Below are 14,318 nucleotides of genomic sequence, written 5' to 3'. Positions count from 1 at the left end.
TCCGGCTGGGCGGTGATGGCATGACAAAGGTGGCCGTGTTCGGCACGGGCTCGTGGGGGACCACTTTCGCCATGATCCTGGCGGAGGCGGGCAACGAGGGCACGGGGGGGGGCCGCGGGGGGGCGCCCACCGCTGTTGACGCGTCCATGCGCGCGCCGCTAGCCTCAAGTAACTGTTCTAGAAGACTAGAACTGAAAGGGAGGGTTGAGCATGGGCGAACAAGCCGTGCGGACACCGCTCACCGGGCGGACCGGGCCGTATTTCGGCAGGTTCGGCGGCCGGTTCATCCCGGAGGCGCTGGTGGCCGCCCTGGACGAGCTGGATGTCGCTTACCGGGACGCGCTGGCGGATCCGGAGTTCATGAGGCGGATCGATGAGCTGCACCGCACCTATGTGGGCCGGCCGAGCCTGATCACCGAGGCGCCGAGGTTTGCGCGGCACGCCGGCGGGGCGCGGGTCCTGCTCAAGCGCGAGGACCTCAACCACACCGGCTCCCATAAGATCAACAACGCCGTGGGTCAGGCGCTGCTCACGCTGCGCATGGGTAAGACCCGCGTCATCGCCGAGACGGGCGCGGGCCAGCACGGCGTGGCCACCGCCACCGCGGCCGCGCTGCTCGGCCTCGACGCCGTGGTCTACATGGGCGAGGTCGACATGCGGCGCCAGGCGCTCAACGTGGTCAGGATGCGGCTGCTCGGCGCCGAGGTGATCCCCGTGACCTCGGGCTCGCGCACGCTCAAGGACGCCATGAACGAGGCCATGCGCGACTGGGTGACCAACGTCGAGAACACCCACTACCTGATCGGCTCCGCCGCCGGGCCGCATCCGTTCCCGACCATGGTGCGTGAGTTCCAGCAGGTCATCGGGGTGGAGGCGCGGCGACAGGCGCTGGCGCTGGCCGGGCGGCTGCCCGACGTCGTGTGCGCCTGCGTCGGCGGCGGGTCGAACGCCATCGGGATCTACCACGCGTTCCTTGACGACCCGGAGGTGGAGCTGGTGGGGCTCGAGGCCGGGGGCGACGGGGTCGAGACCGGCAGGCACGCGGCGTCCGTCTCCGGCGGCGCGCTCGGCATCCTGCACGGCACCCGGACGTTCGTGCTGCAGGACGCGCACGGGCAGACCATGGAGAGCCACTCGATCTCCGCGGGGCTCGACTATCCGGGGGTGGGGCCGCAGCACGCGTGGCTGCACGACATCGGCCGGGTCCGCTACGCGTCGGTGCCGGACACGGAGGCCATGGAGGCGTTCGCGCTGCTGTGCCGTACCGAGGGGATCATCCCGGCCATCGAGAGCGCGCACGCGCTGGCCGGCGCCATCCGGGAGGGCAGGCGGCTCGGGCCGGACGGGATCGTGCTCGTCAACCTGTCCGGCCGCGGCGACAAGGATGTGGACACGGCAGCCCGCTACTTCGGCTTGCTGAAGGAGAACGGCGCGGAGTCGCGCGACGGGGAGGGGAGCGGCGAATGAGCGCGCGCACGACCATCGAAAAGGCCCGGCGGGAGGGGCGGGCCGCGCTCATCGGATATCTGCCGGTTGGCTTTCCCGACGTCGCCACGTCGGTGGCGGCGATGCGGGCCATGGTGGCCGGCGGCGTGGACGTCCTGGAGGTGGGCCTGCCGTACTCGGACCCGCTCATGGACGGCCCGCTCATCCAGCGGGCCACCGAGGCGGCGCTCGCCGGCGGCGTCACCCCGGCGGACGCGTTCACCGCCGTCCGGGAGGTCGACGCGCCGGCGCTGGTCATGACGTACTGGACGCTCGTCGACCGCTACGGAGTCGCGCGGTTCGCGGCGGATCTGGCCGCCGCGGGCGGCGCTGGGATGATCACACCGGACCTGATCCCCGACGAGGCGGCCGGCTGGCACGCGGCGGCCGACCTGTACGGGCTCGATCGCGTGCACCTGGTGGCCCCGACCTCCACGCGGGAGCGGCTGGCCCTGGCCGCTCGGTCCTCGCGCGGTTTCCTGTACGCGGCGTCGCTCATGGGGGTGACCGGCGAGCGGGACCTGGTGAGCACGACGGCGAAGGACCTGGTCGCGCGGGTCAAGGAGGTCACCGACCTGCCCGTGTGCGTCGGGCTCGGCGTGGGCACCGGCGCGCAGGCCGCCGAGGTCGCCGGCTTCGCCGACGGCGTGATCGTCGGCTCGGCGTTCGTCCGCGCGCTCATGGACGCCCCGGACCCGGCCTCAGGGGTGGCCGCGGTCGAGGGCGTGGCTCGGGAACTCGCCGCCGGTGTGCGAAGGGCAGTCGGCGTCGGGGCGATGTGAGATCAGCGCCCGTCGGGATGGCCGCCTCAAGCGTCCAGGCGGAGCGAGACGGCCGGTTCCGGGACCTGGCGCCGGGTGGTGAACACGATGTGGGCGGCGCACATGACCGCCCGGTCCGCCAGCACCGCCCGGTCCTGCGCGTCATACGTGACCCGCATGCTCATGAGCGCCGCGTCCCCCACCGGCCGCCGCAACACGGCAGCCTGCTCCTCCGACAACACCACCGGCCTGATCGCCTCGGTCGCCCACGCCGGCGACACCCCGCACCGCTCCTCGATCAGCCGATAGAGCGGTGTGCGCTCCAGTTCGACGCCCGCGGGCTCCGCGCCCAGGTCGAGCGGCGTGTAGGACACCTGGTGGATCACGGGGGAGGCGTCCACGACCCGCAGCCGTTCGATGACGGTGACCTCGGCGTCCGGGCCCAGCCCCAGCTCGGCCCGCACGGCCGTCGACGGCCTCTCGCGGCGCAGGCCGAGCAGCACCGTCCGCAGCTCGATCCCCTGCCCGGCGAGGTCTTCGGCCAGGCTGCCCAGGTTGTTCATCTGGTAGGGGATCACGTGCCCGGCCACGAACGTGCCGAGCCCCTGCCGCTGCTCGATGCGCCCCTCCGCGCTGAGCCGCTGCAACGCCTGCCGCACGGTCATCAAACTGACGCCGTAGTAGTCGCTCAGCTCCCGCTGCGCGGGCAGCGGCTCGCCGGGCGCGAACGCGCCATCGTCGATCTGGGCGAGCAGATCACGGTAGATGGCCTGATATTTCGGCTCACCCCCCTGTGACCCCGTGAGGCGCGGCCGCGGTTTTCCCTGAGGGAACGTCGGCATGTCTTACTCCTGGCTGACTGTCAAAGCTTATCTTCGCCTACTGGCGCACCACCCTGGGAGCTGCCATGATCCGGACCACCCGGGCAAGTCCTCCAGCGAGGTGAAAGATCGTGATATTCCGTCGAGTCCTGTCCGTCGCCGCCGCCGCGGCAGCGCTCCTGCCCTTGGCGCCGGGCGCGGCCGAGGCCGCGAGCCGCGCCACCCGGTTCGCCACCTTCAACGCCTCGCTCAATCGCAACGTCGAAGGCCAGCTCGTCAGCGACCTGTCCACGCCCAACAACACGCAGGCGAAGGTCATCGCCGAGATCATTCAGCGGGCCCGCCCCGACGTCCTGCTCATCAACGAGTTCGACTACGACGCCAACGGCACGGCCCTGCGCCTCTTCCACGACAACTACCTGTCGGTGGGTCAGGGCGGCGCGCAACCGATCACCTATCGGTACCGCTACACGGCCCCCAGCAACACCGGCATCGCCTCCGGGTTCGACCTGAACAACAACGGGTCCGTCGTCACCACGCCCGGCGCGCCCGGCTACGGCGACGACGCGTTCGGCTTCGGGGTCTTCCCCGGTCAGTACGGCATGGCGGTCTACTCGAAGTACCCGATCGACGTGCGCGGGATCCGCACCTTCCAGAAGTTCCTGTGGAAGGACATGCCCGGCGCCGTCCTGCCCGACGACCCGGCCACGCCGGAGCCCGCCGACTGGTACTCGCCGGACGAGCTCAAGGTGTTCCGCCTGTCCTCCAAGAGCCACTGGGACGTGCCGGTCCGCGTCGGGCATCGTACGGTGCACTTCCTGGCCAGCCACCCGACGCCGCCCACGTTCGACGGCGCGGAGGACCGCAACGGCCGCCGCAACCACGACGAGATCAGGCTCTGGGCCGACTACACGAACCCGGGCCGCGGCGGCTACATCTACGACGACCGCGGCCGGCGCGGCGGACTGCCCGCCGGCGAGCCGTTCGTGATCGCCGGCGACCAGAACGCCGACCCCAGCGACGGCGACAGCTACCAGGGCGCCATCCACCAGCTCCTCGACCACCCGAAGATCGACAGCGGGTTCGCGCCGTCGAGCGCGGGCGCGACGGAGGCCGCCGCGCTGCAGGGCGGCGCGAACGCCACCCACAAGGGCGACCCCAAGTACGACACCGCCGACTTCGCCGACACCGCGCCCGGCAACCTGCGCGCCGACTACGTGCTGCCGTCCAAGCGGCTGCAGGTGGCGGGCGGCGGCGTCTTCTGGCCGGTGTCCAGTGACCCGCTGTCGCGCCTGACCGGCGTTTTCCCCTTCCCCAGCTCCGACCACCGCCTGGTGTGGCTGGACGTCAAGCAGTAGCAGGGCGCTACGTCCGTTCGAGCTCGGTCATGGCCGCACCGCGGGTGGCGGTGAAGAAGGGTACGGGCCTGCGCCCGTACCCTTCTCACGAACGGATCAGTGCGAGAACGCCTGGAACTCTGCCGCCCTGACCTGGTCCCGCTGCGCACTGGCCGTGGCGCAGTCCGTCGCGGAGTTCGGATCGTCGTCCTGCTCGCCCGCGTACAGCGGGTTGCCCGTGCACTGCGTGCTGACCACGCGCAGCATCAGATGCGTGGCGGCCGCAGGCCGGACGTCGAACGACTTGAAGATCATGTCCGCGCCCCTGGGCCGCGGCAGCGTCGTGCGGAAGGCGTCCGCCGGGCTGGTGTAGATCTTCGTGTAGTTCGCCGGATCGGCGCAGCCCGAGCTGCAGGCCAGCACCTCGAAGGCCCGCAGGGAGGAGAAACGGTTCTGGCCGCCGGGGTCGGCGGCGTCACCGATGTTGGGGCGGAGCATCGCGCTCACCTGGACCCGGCGGATCGGGACGGGCGCCTCGCCCGCCAAGTCCACGACCACCGACTTGCCGGCCGGCGCCCCGGTGAGCGAGGCCCAGTTCGTGGCCTCCGTCTCGTCGATCAGCTTGGGCTGGTTGACGCCGTCGCCCGAGGCCGCGGCGCCGCTCGCCGCCGAGGCATGGTTGCGGGGCAGCGCCAGTGGCAGCGGCAGCTTCACTCCGGGGAGCACCGCGAACTTCAGCCGGCGGTGGCCGAAGCCGTTGCCCGCGACCACGAAGTCGTAGACGCCGGGCGTCATCTCGACCGTGTCGGCGAGCGGGGTGGCCGGGTCGGTGTCGGCGACAGGGACCACACGGCCCTCGTAGTCGCCGACGTACAGCCGCAGCGCCGCGTCCTTGGCCTCGCCCAGGGGCTTGAGCTGCAGCGAGCCGTTCTTGCCCACCGGGTTGACGAAGCTCGGCGTCGGGTCGGCGTCGTTCGCTCCCGCACTCGTCGCGCCCTTGCCCAGGCCGTGCTCGGCGAACGCGCGCCACATGATGTCGTGGTTCTTGCCGCCGAAGCGCATCGCGTCGGCCGCGAGCAGCGCGTCGCGGTGGTCGACGTAGCTGACCGCGCCCGAGGCCATCAGCAGCAGGGCGTCGAACGACAGCTGCGCCCAGCGCCGGTTGCCCGGGCACGTGTCGACCGGCGTCTTGCCGTCCGCGCACGAGCGCTGCTGCTTCGACGTGCCGTCGCCGTAGCGCTTGACGAAGGCCGCGCGCACGTCGAACTGCGTGGCCGACCAGATCTCGCCGTCGGCGTGGACCTGCTGGCCGACGATGTCGTAGGCGACGTCGCTGTAGTTGAGCGGCGACTTCGACATGTCGTAGTTCCTGATGCCGCGAACCTTGTCGCCTGTCACGTAGCCGCCGGTAACGTACGGCGTCGCGCCTGAGGGCCGGAAGCCGTACTCGAAGAGGTACTCCATCGCGAACAGGTCAGAGGTGCTCTCGTTCATGGCGCCGGCCTGCGCGCCGCTCCACCCGGCGGCCGGGCCGCCGATCATGCGGCCGGAGATCGCGTGGGTGTATTCGTGGGCGATGACCGACATGTCGTAGTCGCCGTCCACGCACGGCGCGTAGAAGGCGCCGGCGATCGGCTGCCACAGGTACATGTTGGTGATCGGCGCGACGCCGTCAGGGCCGGTGATCTGGTTGGCGTTGTCGCGTACCGACAGCACCCGCGCGCCTGCCTGGGCGTTGCCCTGCTCGGGGTCGCCGCCGAGCGCGCCCCTGTCGCCGTTGTCGGCCTGCATGTTCCAGGCGGTCTCGGTGAAGCCGAGCCGGTACGACCAGTCGTGCATGCGGTTGTGCATGCCGTTCAGGTTGGCGATCGCGGCCTCGAGGTCGTTCTCACCTTCCTGGTCCAGCACCGCGGGGTTGCACTTGGCCTCGTACCAGGTGTTGCGCCACGGGAAGGCGTAGTTCCTGCTCGGCGTGATCACGTTCGGGCGGGTGCCGACGGTGAACGGGTCGCCGCTGGCCCGGTTCTCGAACGTCCTGGCCGCGTTGCCGAGGCTGGTGTTCGTCGGCTCGCCGGTGACGTGGTCGACGTCCCAGGCCTTGCCGGTCGCCGGGTCGCCGCCGCTCACGTAGTCACAGCCGGTGCCCGGCTGGTAGCACCAGGTCTGGCGGGTGTCCGTGGAGGAGTAGTCGTCGCGGGGGTTCGCCGGGAACACCTCCCAGTGCGGGTTGTCCGGGTCTTGGTGGTGATCGACCAGGTTCTCCCGTACCAGGATGGCGCCGCTGACCGCGTCCACATGCGTCGTGTACGCCGCCGCCTCGCCGTCCCCGCCGCCGATCAGCACGACCTGGTACGCGTTGTGCACCCCGTCGGGCGCGGGCACCGCCACCGGGGTCGCCTGCTTGGTGGCCGCCGTGGCCAGGTCGATGCCACCGTCCCTGGCCGCGATCTCCATCGCCTGCTGCGCGCTGATCGCGGCCGCCGGCGGCGCCTGGGTGGCACGCGACAGCGTGGAGGTGACGTGCCTGACCGCGCCGTCGACGACGCCGATCGCGACGAGCCCGTCCACCCCGGCGGGCAGGTCCCCGAACCGCTGCCGCAGCAGCACCGCGTGGCCTGCGCCGATGGGGTTGACCGCGACCCGCTCCAGCGCGTCGACGGCCTCGGCCGGCAGGCCGAAGATGCTCTCGTTGTTCTTGAGGTAGGCGCGTGCGGCTTGCTCGGGGTCGGAGCCGAGGCCCTCGGCCAGGGGTTCGGAACTGACGACGGCGGCCGGGGTGCCGAGAGCGTTCCAGCGGATCTCGGCGGCGGGGCCCGCCCTGCGGGCGTTGGCGGGCGGCGCCACCCGGCCCTGCCGGTTGTCCACGTCCGGCTTGCCGTGCTCCTCGGCCTGGAAGTCGTGGACGATGTTCGGTTTGGCGCGTTCGCCTTGGGCGGCCCCGGTGGGGGCCAGAGCCGATGCGGCTAACGCGACGACGATGAGGGCGCTGCTGCGTAACCAGGACTTCGACGACACGGTCGGTTCCCTCCTGCGTGTCCGGGTGTGCGCGGATCACGCGCACTCGCAAGAGGTAACACCGCATTGACCACGTGACAAGATCTATGTCCGGGTCGCCGTGCCGCGATGGTGGGGTTGGCGCACGCACCTCGGAAAGCCGGGGCAGCATGCCTGAGGCCCGGCGGGGTGTGGGTGCGCCGGGCCTCAAGTGTGGAGGTTTAGTAGATCCGGTACTTCTTGCCGCAGTTGTCGAACTTGCCGGCCCAGCAGGTGAAGGTGTAGATCTTCTTGATCCCCTTGCCGTTCCAGCTGCCGACGACCGTGCCGTCCCAGGCGCGGTTGAACTTGTGCCAGCCGCCGTTCTGGTAGTACTCGAACCAGACCCAGCCCTTCTTGCCGCCCTTCTTGTCGACCCCGTACCACTTCGTGTAGACCGTGTGGCCCTTCTTGAAGGTGTGGCCGTAGGTGTAGGCCTTGCCATCGCTCGAGAAGAACTTGCCCCACTTGACGACGGTGGTGGCCGACTGGGTCGCCGTCTGGGTGGCGGCCTGGGCGGCCGGGGCGAGCGCGAGGCCGGTGACGGCCATCGAGCCGGCGAGGGTCGCTATCGCAAGGGTCTTACGCATGTGGGTTCCTCCCCCTGATCGGTGCTGCCGGTTTCGTCCGGCAGCACGGACATTACGGAGAGCGGAATGGATCATCTGTGGAGAAATCCACACGCCAAGGGTGATGCGCGACACAACCCCTTTACTGGACGATGTCGCGCAGCGCCTTCTTGTCGATCTTTCCGATCTTGGTCAGGGGGAGTTCCTCCACGAGGACGAGGTATTCGGGGAGTTTGTAGCGGGCGACCTCCATGCCGGTCAGAGCCTGCCGGATCTCTTCCAGCGTGAGCTGGTGCCCGGCTTCGGGGACTACGACCGCGCACACCCGCTCGCCGAGGTCCGGGTCGGGTTTGGCGACGGCGGCCACCCGGGAGACCCCCGGGACGCGGTAGAGGAGGTTCTCGACCTCCTCCGCGGAGATCTTCTCGCCGCCGCGGTTGATGAGGTCCTTGCTCCGGCCCTCGACGACGAGGTTGCCCGAGGGGTGCATCCGTACGACGTCGCCGGTGCGGTACCAGCCGTCGGGCGTGAAGGAGCGGGCGTTGTGGTCGTCGGCCCGGTAGTAGCCGCGCGGGGTGTACGGGCCGCGGGTCAGCAGGGCGCCCATCTCGCCCGGGGCCACGGGCTCGTCCGCCGTGTCGACGATGAGGATCTCGTCGTCGGGGCACATCGGACGGCCCTGCGTGTAGATCTTGACGTCGTCGGAGTCGTCCAGGCGCGTGTAGTTGAGCAGCCCTTCCGCCATGCCGAACACCTGCTGGAGCGTGCAACCGAGCAGCGGTTCGACGCGGCGGGCCACCTCCGGGGCGAGGCGGGCGCCGCCGACCTGCAGCAGCCGCAGCGACTCCGGCGCCGGGTGGCGGCCCGAGTCGACGGCGTCGATCCAGCGTTGCGCGACGGCCGGCACGGCGGCCGCGGCCGTCACGCCCTCGGCCGCCATCAGCGGCAGCGCCTTGCCGGGCTCCGGGGTGCGCACGAGGACGACCCGCCCGCCGTTCATGAAGGTGCCGAGGATGCCGGGGCAGGCGAGCGGGAAGTTGTGCCCGGCGGGCAACGCCACCAGATAGACGGTGTCCCGGCCGAAGCCGCTGACCTCGGCGCTGCGGCGGGCGTTGTACTCGTAGTCGTCGTGGGTGCGGGTGATGAGCTTCGGCAGTCCCGTCGTGCCGCCGGACAGGAGGAAGACGGCCACCTCGCCGCTGCCGGGCGCGAGCTCGTCGAGCGCGGCGCGGGCGGCGGCCGGGTCGTCCGCGGGCCGGGCCAGGGCGCGCAGGTCGACAGCCTTCTCGTCCACGTCGGCACCCGCGACCAGGAGCGTCCGTACGCTCGGGGTGCTTGCGCCGATCTCCTGGGCGAGCGCCTGGTGGTCGAAGTCGCCGATGCAGTCGGGGACGGCGATGGCGGTCACGTCGGCGTGCGCGGCCAGATAACGCAGCTCGTGGCCGCGGTGAGCGGGCAGCGCCATGACGGGCGCGATGCCCGCGCGCAGGCAGGCCAGGGTGAGCGTGACGAACTCCCAGCCGTTCGGCAGCTGGACGAGCATCGTGTCGCCCGGCTCCAGCCCCGCCGCCAGGAGCCGGACGGCCAGCCCGTCCGCGCGTGCGGCCAGCTCGCGGTAGGTCAGCCGGATGTCGCCGTCGACGACGGCGACATCGTCCCCGTACGTGTCGGCCCATTCGTGCAGGTAACTCCCGAGCGGCCGGCCACGCCAGTACCCGGCCGCGCGGTAGCGGTCGGCCGTCTCCTCGGGCCAGGGGACGAATCCCTCACGCATCGTCGGACCCTCCTTGATCGTCACGGAGCAGCAGTACGGCGTCGAGCGCGACGATATCGCCGTCGGGCAGGACCCGCAGGGGATTGATCTCGCACTCCGCCACGGCAGGGTCGGCGCCCAGGGAGGAGAGGGCGAGCAGGACGTGGGCGAGCCTGGCCGGATCCACCGGCGCCGCGCCCCGGGCGCCCTGGAACAGGGCGCGGGTGGCGAGGTCGTCGAGCATGGTGCCGGCCTCGTTCGCCGTCAGAGGCGCCAGGCGCAGGGAGACGTCGCCGAGCGCCTCGGCGGCCGTCCCGCCCGCGCCTAGGGCGACGACCGGCCCGAAGACCGGGTCACGGCGTACGCCGGCGATCAGTTCCGGGCCCGCGGGAGCCATCCGCTCGACCAGCAGCGCCGGGCTGGCGGGCAGGCGGTCGAGTGCGGCGTCGAGGTCCTCGTGCGTCCGGACGCCGACCTGGACGCCGCCCACCTCGGTCTTGTGCAGCACCTCCGGGTCGAGGATCTTCACCACGACCGGGCCGCCGAGCTCGTCGAGCGCGGCATGCGCGGCTTGCGGGCCGGCGCACACGCGGCGTTCGGGGGTCCGGACGCCGAAGCCGGCCAGGACGTTCTTGGCCGTGTGCTCGTCGACCGGATCGGACAGCGCCAACGCGGGCCAGGCCGTGGGAACGACGTCCTCGCCGAGGCGGCTGCGGTTGGCCGCGTCCTCCGCCAGGGCCCGCACCATGGTCGCGCCGGCGGCCGGCGTGGTGGCGCACGGGATTCCCGCCGCACCGAGCACCGCGCGGGTTCGGCGGGCCTGCTCCGGCGGGCCGCCGACCACGGCGACCAGCGGCGTGGCCGGGCGAGCGGCCGTCAACGCGGCGGGCAGGTCGAGGGCGGCGGGTTCCAGCAACGCGTACACGGCCGTGACGTCGACGTCCGGGTCCGCCGACACGTGCTCGATCACCTGGGTGAACGTGCGGGAGGGGCGGCCGGTGTCGACGGGATTGCGCTGGTAGGTCAGGTCGGGCAGCAGCTCGCCGATCTCCTTGACCGTACGCTCCGCCAGCTGCGGGACCCGGACGCCGGCCGTGCGCAGCGCGTCGGTGAGCAGCAGTCCGGGGCCGGCCTGCGCGGTGACCAGCCCGACGCCGGAGCCGGGCCGGGCGGGCAGGCGCACGCGGGCGAGCGCGGAGACGGCGTCGACGAGCTCCCGCTCGTCATCGACAAGGACCGCGCCCGCCTGGCGCAGGGCCGCGCGGGTGACCCGCCAGGAGGTGGCCAGCGCGCCGGTGTGGGAGCGGGCGAAGTCGCCGACGTCGCTGCGGCCGACGACCAGGGCCACGACCGGGACCCGGTCCACCAGACGCCGCACGGCGGCGGTCAGGCGGCGGCCGTCCGCCGCGGTCTCGACGTGCAGGGCGACCGCGCCGAGCCCGTCGTCGCCGGACAGGTGGTCGAGGACGTCCGCCTGCGTGACGTCCACGCTGTTGCCCAGGCCGACGCCGAGGCGGAGGCCCACCCCGGCGTCGGCGAGGGCGAAGGCGAGAGCGTGGTTGACACCGCCGCTCGCGGCGACCACGGCCACAGGGCCCGCCTCGAGGTGCCTGGCGTCCGGGACGAAGCTGGCGGTCAGCGAGGCGTGCGGGGCGATGAAGCCGGAGGTGTTGGGACCGAGGAGACGGATGCCGGTGTCCCGCGCCACCGCGCTCAGCGCCTCCTGGTGGGCCGTGCCTTCGGCGCCGGACTCGGCGAAGCCGCCGGCGCACACCAGCGCCGCCCGTGCCCCCGCGGCGGCTGCTTCACGCAGCGCGTCGGCGGTCAGGGCGGCGGGAATGCAGGAGATCACCAGGTCAGGGGCGACGCCTTCGGCCGCGACCGCCGCGGCCACGGTCGGGAAGAACCGGCCCGGGTTGATCTTCATGACCGGGCCGGGAAAGCGGTCCAGGGAAGCGGTCATGGCCGTGCCGAGCTTGCCGGGGACGTCCGAGGCGCCGAGGATCGCGATGGATCGGGGTGCGAACAGCGGATCGAGGTTCACTCGGCGACTCCCACGAGGTCGGCCCGGCCGGACAGGAGCAGTGTGGCCGCGGCGTCGTCGTCGTAGCGCCCGACGATCGCGGCAGGCAGGCCGTGAGCGAGCCGCGCTTCCTCGGCGACCAGCACCCGGGTCAGGGGAGTCCCGCCGCGCACGCCGACGAGCGGAGCGCCCACGCTGGCGCGGACGTGAGCGAGGGCCTGCGGCAGATCGGCTTCGCTGCCGGGAGCATCGATCCACACGCCCGAGGTGGACGGACGGCCGGTGAAGGGGGCCATCGGGATCTCGGTGCCGTCGTCCCCCACGAGAGCGGCGTCGGTCGCGGTCACCCTGCGGCCGGGCAGGCTGAGGAAAGAAGTGTCCAGCGGGGGAGCTCCGTGCCGCTCGTGCCACCATCGGTCGACCCGCTCGGCGAACTGCCGGTCGCGCACGGCGAGCTTGGCGCGTGGGATGGAGCGGCTCAGGAAGTGGAAGGCGAACTGCAGCGGATCGTCGAAGGCGCGCACGTAGCGGCCGAAGTGCTCCCACCAGGACAGGCTGGGCCGTGCCGAGTTCTGGATCTTCTCGACCTGCGGGCGGCGCCGCAGCTCGTAGAGCTCCAGGGCGGCGGGGATGTCGTGCGGCGTCTCGGCCAGGGCCTGGGCGAGGGCGACGGCGTCCTCCATCGCCATCTTGGTGCCCGAACCTACCGAGAAGTGCGCCGTGTGAGCGGCGTCGCCGAGCAGCACCCAGGTGCCGCGCCGCCACGAGCGCGCCTTGCGGGTGGCGAAGTTCGCCCACCGGGAGTTGTTGCCGACGAGGGAGTGACCGTCGATCTGGTCGTGGAAGAGCCGCTCCAGGTAGGCCTTGCTCTTCTCGTCGCTCACCCCGGGCGGTGTCGCCGGGTCGAACGCGTCCAGCCCGGCCGCGGCCCACGAGTCGGCGTCGGTCTCCACGATGAAGGTGCTGAGCGAGTCGCTGATGGGATAGGCGTGCGCGGCGAACACCCCGTGCGGGCCGTCCTCGTGGACGAACGTCAGCCCGTCGAACATGTACGTCGTGCCGAACCAGATGAACTTGGCGGCCGCGACCTCCGCGGTGGGGCCGAAGTCGCCGGCGAACATCCGCCGGAACCGGCTGTTGGCGCCGTCGCAGGCGACCACCAGGTCGAAGCCGTCCAGCTCGGCCGGATCGTTGATCTCGTGCTCGAAACGCATGGTCACGCCCTCGGCGCGGGCCCGCTCCTGGAGCAGGGTGAGCAGGGTCTTGCGGACCACCGCGGCCATGCCCATGCCGCCGACGCGCTCCCGCGCGCCGTGCACCCGTACCTCGATCTCGTCCCAGTGCCGGCCGTGCTTCTCCAGTGCCTCGCTGAGCACCGGGTCGGCGGCGTCGATCGCGCCAAGGGTGGCGTCGGAGAAGACCACCCCGAACCCGAACGTGTCGTCGGGGCGGTTGCGCTCGAAGACCACGACCTCCGACTCCGGCCGGTCCCGCTTGATCAGCGTGGCGAGGAACAGTCCGCCCGGGCCGCCGCCCACGCACGCGACCCTCATCGTGCTTCCTTCACTCTCACAACCGCCAACATATGACATCTGATTCACCGTCGTCCAGAAAATGACACGAATCAGGTCGCCGTGGGATTGGCGACCAGGCGGTCGACGTACGCCTCGGCCTCGCTCCGCAGCAGGCCGTGGGCCTCGAGGAACATCTCATGGGCGGCCCGGCCGCACCAGCCCTCGGGCAGGAGCTCGGGCGGCAGGTCGGGATCCCGGAACGGGAACATGCGGTAGTCGTGGATCAGCTGCATCCGCTCGACCAGCGCCTGCCTGCCGCGCAGCTCGCCGGCGCGGTAGCGGGCCAGCCGGGGGCGGTAGTGGTCGAGCAGCCCGCGGTAGTCCTTGTCCAGCCCGGCCAGGTCCCAGGACCTGGCCGCCATCTCCCGGTCGGCCGCGGCCCCTTCCGAGCGGGCGCGCAGCACATCGAGCCGGATCGCGGGATGGTCGGCGAAGTCGGCCCTGACCTGCGCGATCCGGTCGTGGGGACTGATCCACACCGAGGCGGACAACATGCCGAACCCGAGCCAGGCCAGCCGCTTGCGCAGCTGCTCGCGCAGGGTCCGCTCCGACTCAGGCACCGAGTAGATGACCATGTGCCACTGGCCGTCCCACGGTCCGGGCTCGCGGGCGAAGATCCGCGCCCTGCCGTCGTCGAGCAGCCGCCAGGCGGCGTCGGTGAGGACATAGCTGGTCTCCCTGCCCTCGCGGCGGCCCTCCAGCCAGCCCTCCTTGCGCATCCGCGCGACCATCACGCGCACCGTCGCCTCGGGCACGTCGAAGCACCCCATGAGTGCCACCAGGCCGCGCAGCCGGACCTCTCCTCCGCGATAGCGCAGGTAGTCGCCGAACACATCGAAGACCAGCGACCGTGGCTTCACTCGCGCCTCCCGATGACATGTTTCAATTGCTTGACGATCGTCTCATGGATAGCCCATATTTCAAAGAACTCACCACCACGCTCGGTGGCGGGGCCGCCACGT

10 protein-coding genes are annotated in these 14,318 nt (G+C 71.7%); 3 read left to right on the top strand and 7 right to left on the bottom strand.

All coding sequences use genetic code 11. The features are described from left to right. The first annotated feature begins 210 nt into the window (after positions 1-210). Both trpB and trpA read left to right on the top strand, forming a co-directional pair. Entirely contained in the window at positions 211-1,467 is a 1,257-nt protein-coding gene (gene trpB, locus Q9G87_RS58075; RefSeq protein WP_305925264.1) for a tryptophan synthase subunit beta, read from the top strand. After that, on the top strand, positions 1,464-2,267 hold the full coding sequence (trpA, locus tag Q9G87_RS58070; RefSeq protein ID WP_305925263.1) for a tryptophan synthase subunit alpha: 804 nt from the start codon (positions 1,464-1,466) through the stop codon (positions 2,265-2,267). The genes trpB and trpA overlap by 4 nt, the downstream gene beginning before the upstream one ends. A gap of 26 nt (positions 2,268-2,293) precedes the next feature. Here trpA and Q9G87_RS58065 read toward each other — a convergent pair whose 3' ends face one another. Further along, positions 2,294-3,088, bottom strand: a complete 795-nt coding sequence (locus Q9G87_RS58065; protein ID WP_305925262.1) for a GntR family transcriptional regulator — start codon at positions 3,086-3,088, stop codon at positions 2,294-2,296. A gap of 110 nt (positions 3,089-3,198) precedes the next feature. Between Q9G87_RS58065 and Q9G87_RS58060 the strand changes: the two genes are divergently transcribed. Further along, positions 3,199-4,425 (top strand): endonuclease/exonuclease/phosphatase family protein, encoded by a 1,227-nt coding sequence (locus Q9G87_RS58060; RefSeq protein WP_371826008.1) that lies wholly within the window; start codon positions 3,199-3,201, stop codon positions 4,423-4,425. A gap of 96 nt (positions 4,426-4,521) precedes the next feature. Here Q9G87_RS58060 and Q9G87_RS58055 read toward each other — a convergent pair whose 3' ends face one another. The 6 genes from Q9G87_RS58055 to Q9G87_RS58030 form a co-directional block, all read right to left on the bottom strand. Then, positions 4,522-7,419: a M36 family metallopeptidase gene (locus tag Q9G87_RS58055; RefSeq protein WP_305925261.1), complete on the bottom strand. Its 2,898-nt coding sequence runs from the start codon at positions 7,417-7,419 to the stop codon at positions 4,522-4,524. A gap of 200 nt (positions 7,420-7,619) precedes the next feature. Further along, positions 7,620-8,027, bottom strand: coding sequence for a hypothetical protein (locus tag Q9G87_RS58050; RefSeq protein ID WP_305925260.1), 408 nt, complete (start codon positions 8,025-8,027; stop codon positions 7,620-7,622). A gap of 121 nt (positions 8,028-8,148) precedes the next feature. Further along, entirely contained in the window at positions 8,149-9,780 is a 1,632-nt protein-coding gene (locus Q9G87_RS58045; protein WP_305925259.1) for a (2,3-dihydroxybenzoyl)adenylate synthase, read from the bottom strand. Next, complete coding sequence (locus Q9G87_RS58040; protein WP_305925258.1) at positions 9,773-11,803, bottom strand: acetate--CoA ligase family protein; 2,031 nt, start codon at positions 11,801-11,803, stop codon at positions 9,773-9,775. Before Q9G87_RS58040 ends, Q9G87_RS58045 begins: the two co-directional genes overlap by 8 nt. Continuing rightward, positions 11,800-13,335 carry an FAD-dependent monooxygenase gene (locus Q9G87_RS58035; protein WP_305925257.1) on the bottom strand — a complete coding sequence of 512 codons (1,536 nt, stop codon included), beginning with the start codon at positions 13,333-13,335 and terminating at the stop codon, positions 11,800-11,802. Before Q9G87_RS58035 ends, Q9G87_RS58040 begins: the two co-directional genes overlap by 4 nt. A gap of 71 nt (positions 13,336-13,406) precedes the next feature. After that, positions 13,407-14,216 carry a PaaX family transcriptional regulator gene (locus Q9G87_RS58030; RefSeq protein ID WP_305925256.1) on the bottom strand — a complete coding sequence of 270 codons (810 nt, stop codon included), beginning with the start codon at positions 14,214-14,216 and terminating at the stop codon, positions 13,407-13,409. Between the last annotated feature and the right edge of the window lie 102 nt (positions 14,217-14,318).

Source organism: Nonomuraea turcica, from assembly GCF_030718205.1.
In the GTDB taxonomy this organism is placed as follows: Bacteria; Actinomycetota; Actinomycetes; order Streptosporangiales; family Streptosporangiaceae; genus Nonomuraea.
The sequence above is the reverse complement of the archived record's forward strand: the minus strand, read 5'-3'. Positions and strand labels throughout refer to the sequence as shown.

Bases quoted from the DNA above. Each gene is read 5' to 3' on its own strand.
- trpB (WP_305925264.1), top strand. From the start codon at position 211: ATGGGCGAACAAGCCGTGCGGACACCGCTCACCGGGCGGACCGGGCCG.
- trpA (WP_305925263.1), top strand. From the start codon at position 1,464: ATGAGCGCGCGCACGACCATCGAAAAGGCCCGGCGGGAGGGGCGGGCC.
- Q9G87_RS58065 (WP_305925262.1), bottom strand. From the start codon at position 3,088: ATGCCGACGTTCCCTCAGGGAAAACCGCGGCCGCGCCTCACGGGGTCA.
- Q9G87_RS58050 (WP_305925260.1), bottom strand. From the start codon at position 8,027: ATGCGTAAGACCCTTGCGATAGCGACCCTCGCCGGCTCGATGGCCGTC.
- Q9G87_RS58045 (WP_305925259.1), bottom strand. From the start codon at position 9,780: ATGCGTGAGGGATTCGTCCCCTGGCCCGAGGAGACGGCCGACCGCTAC.
- Q9G87_RS58035 (WP_305925257.1), bottom strand. From the start codon at position 13,335: ATGAGGGTCGCGTGCGTGGGCGGCGGCCCGGGCGGACTGTTCCTCGCC.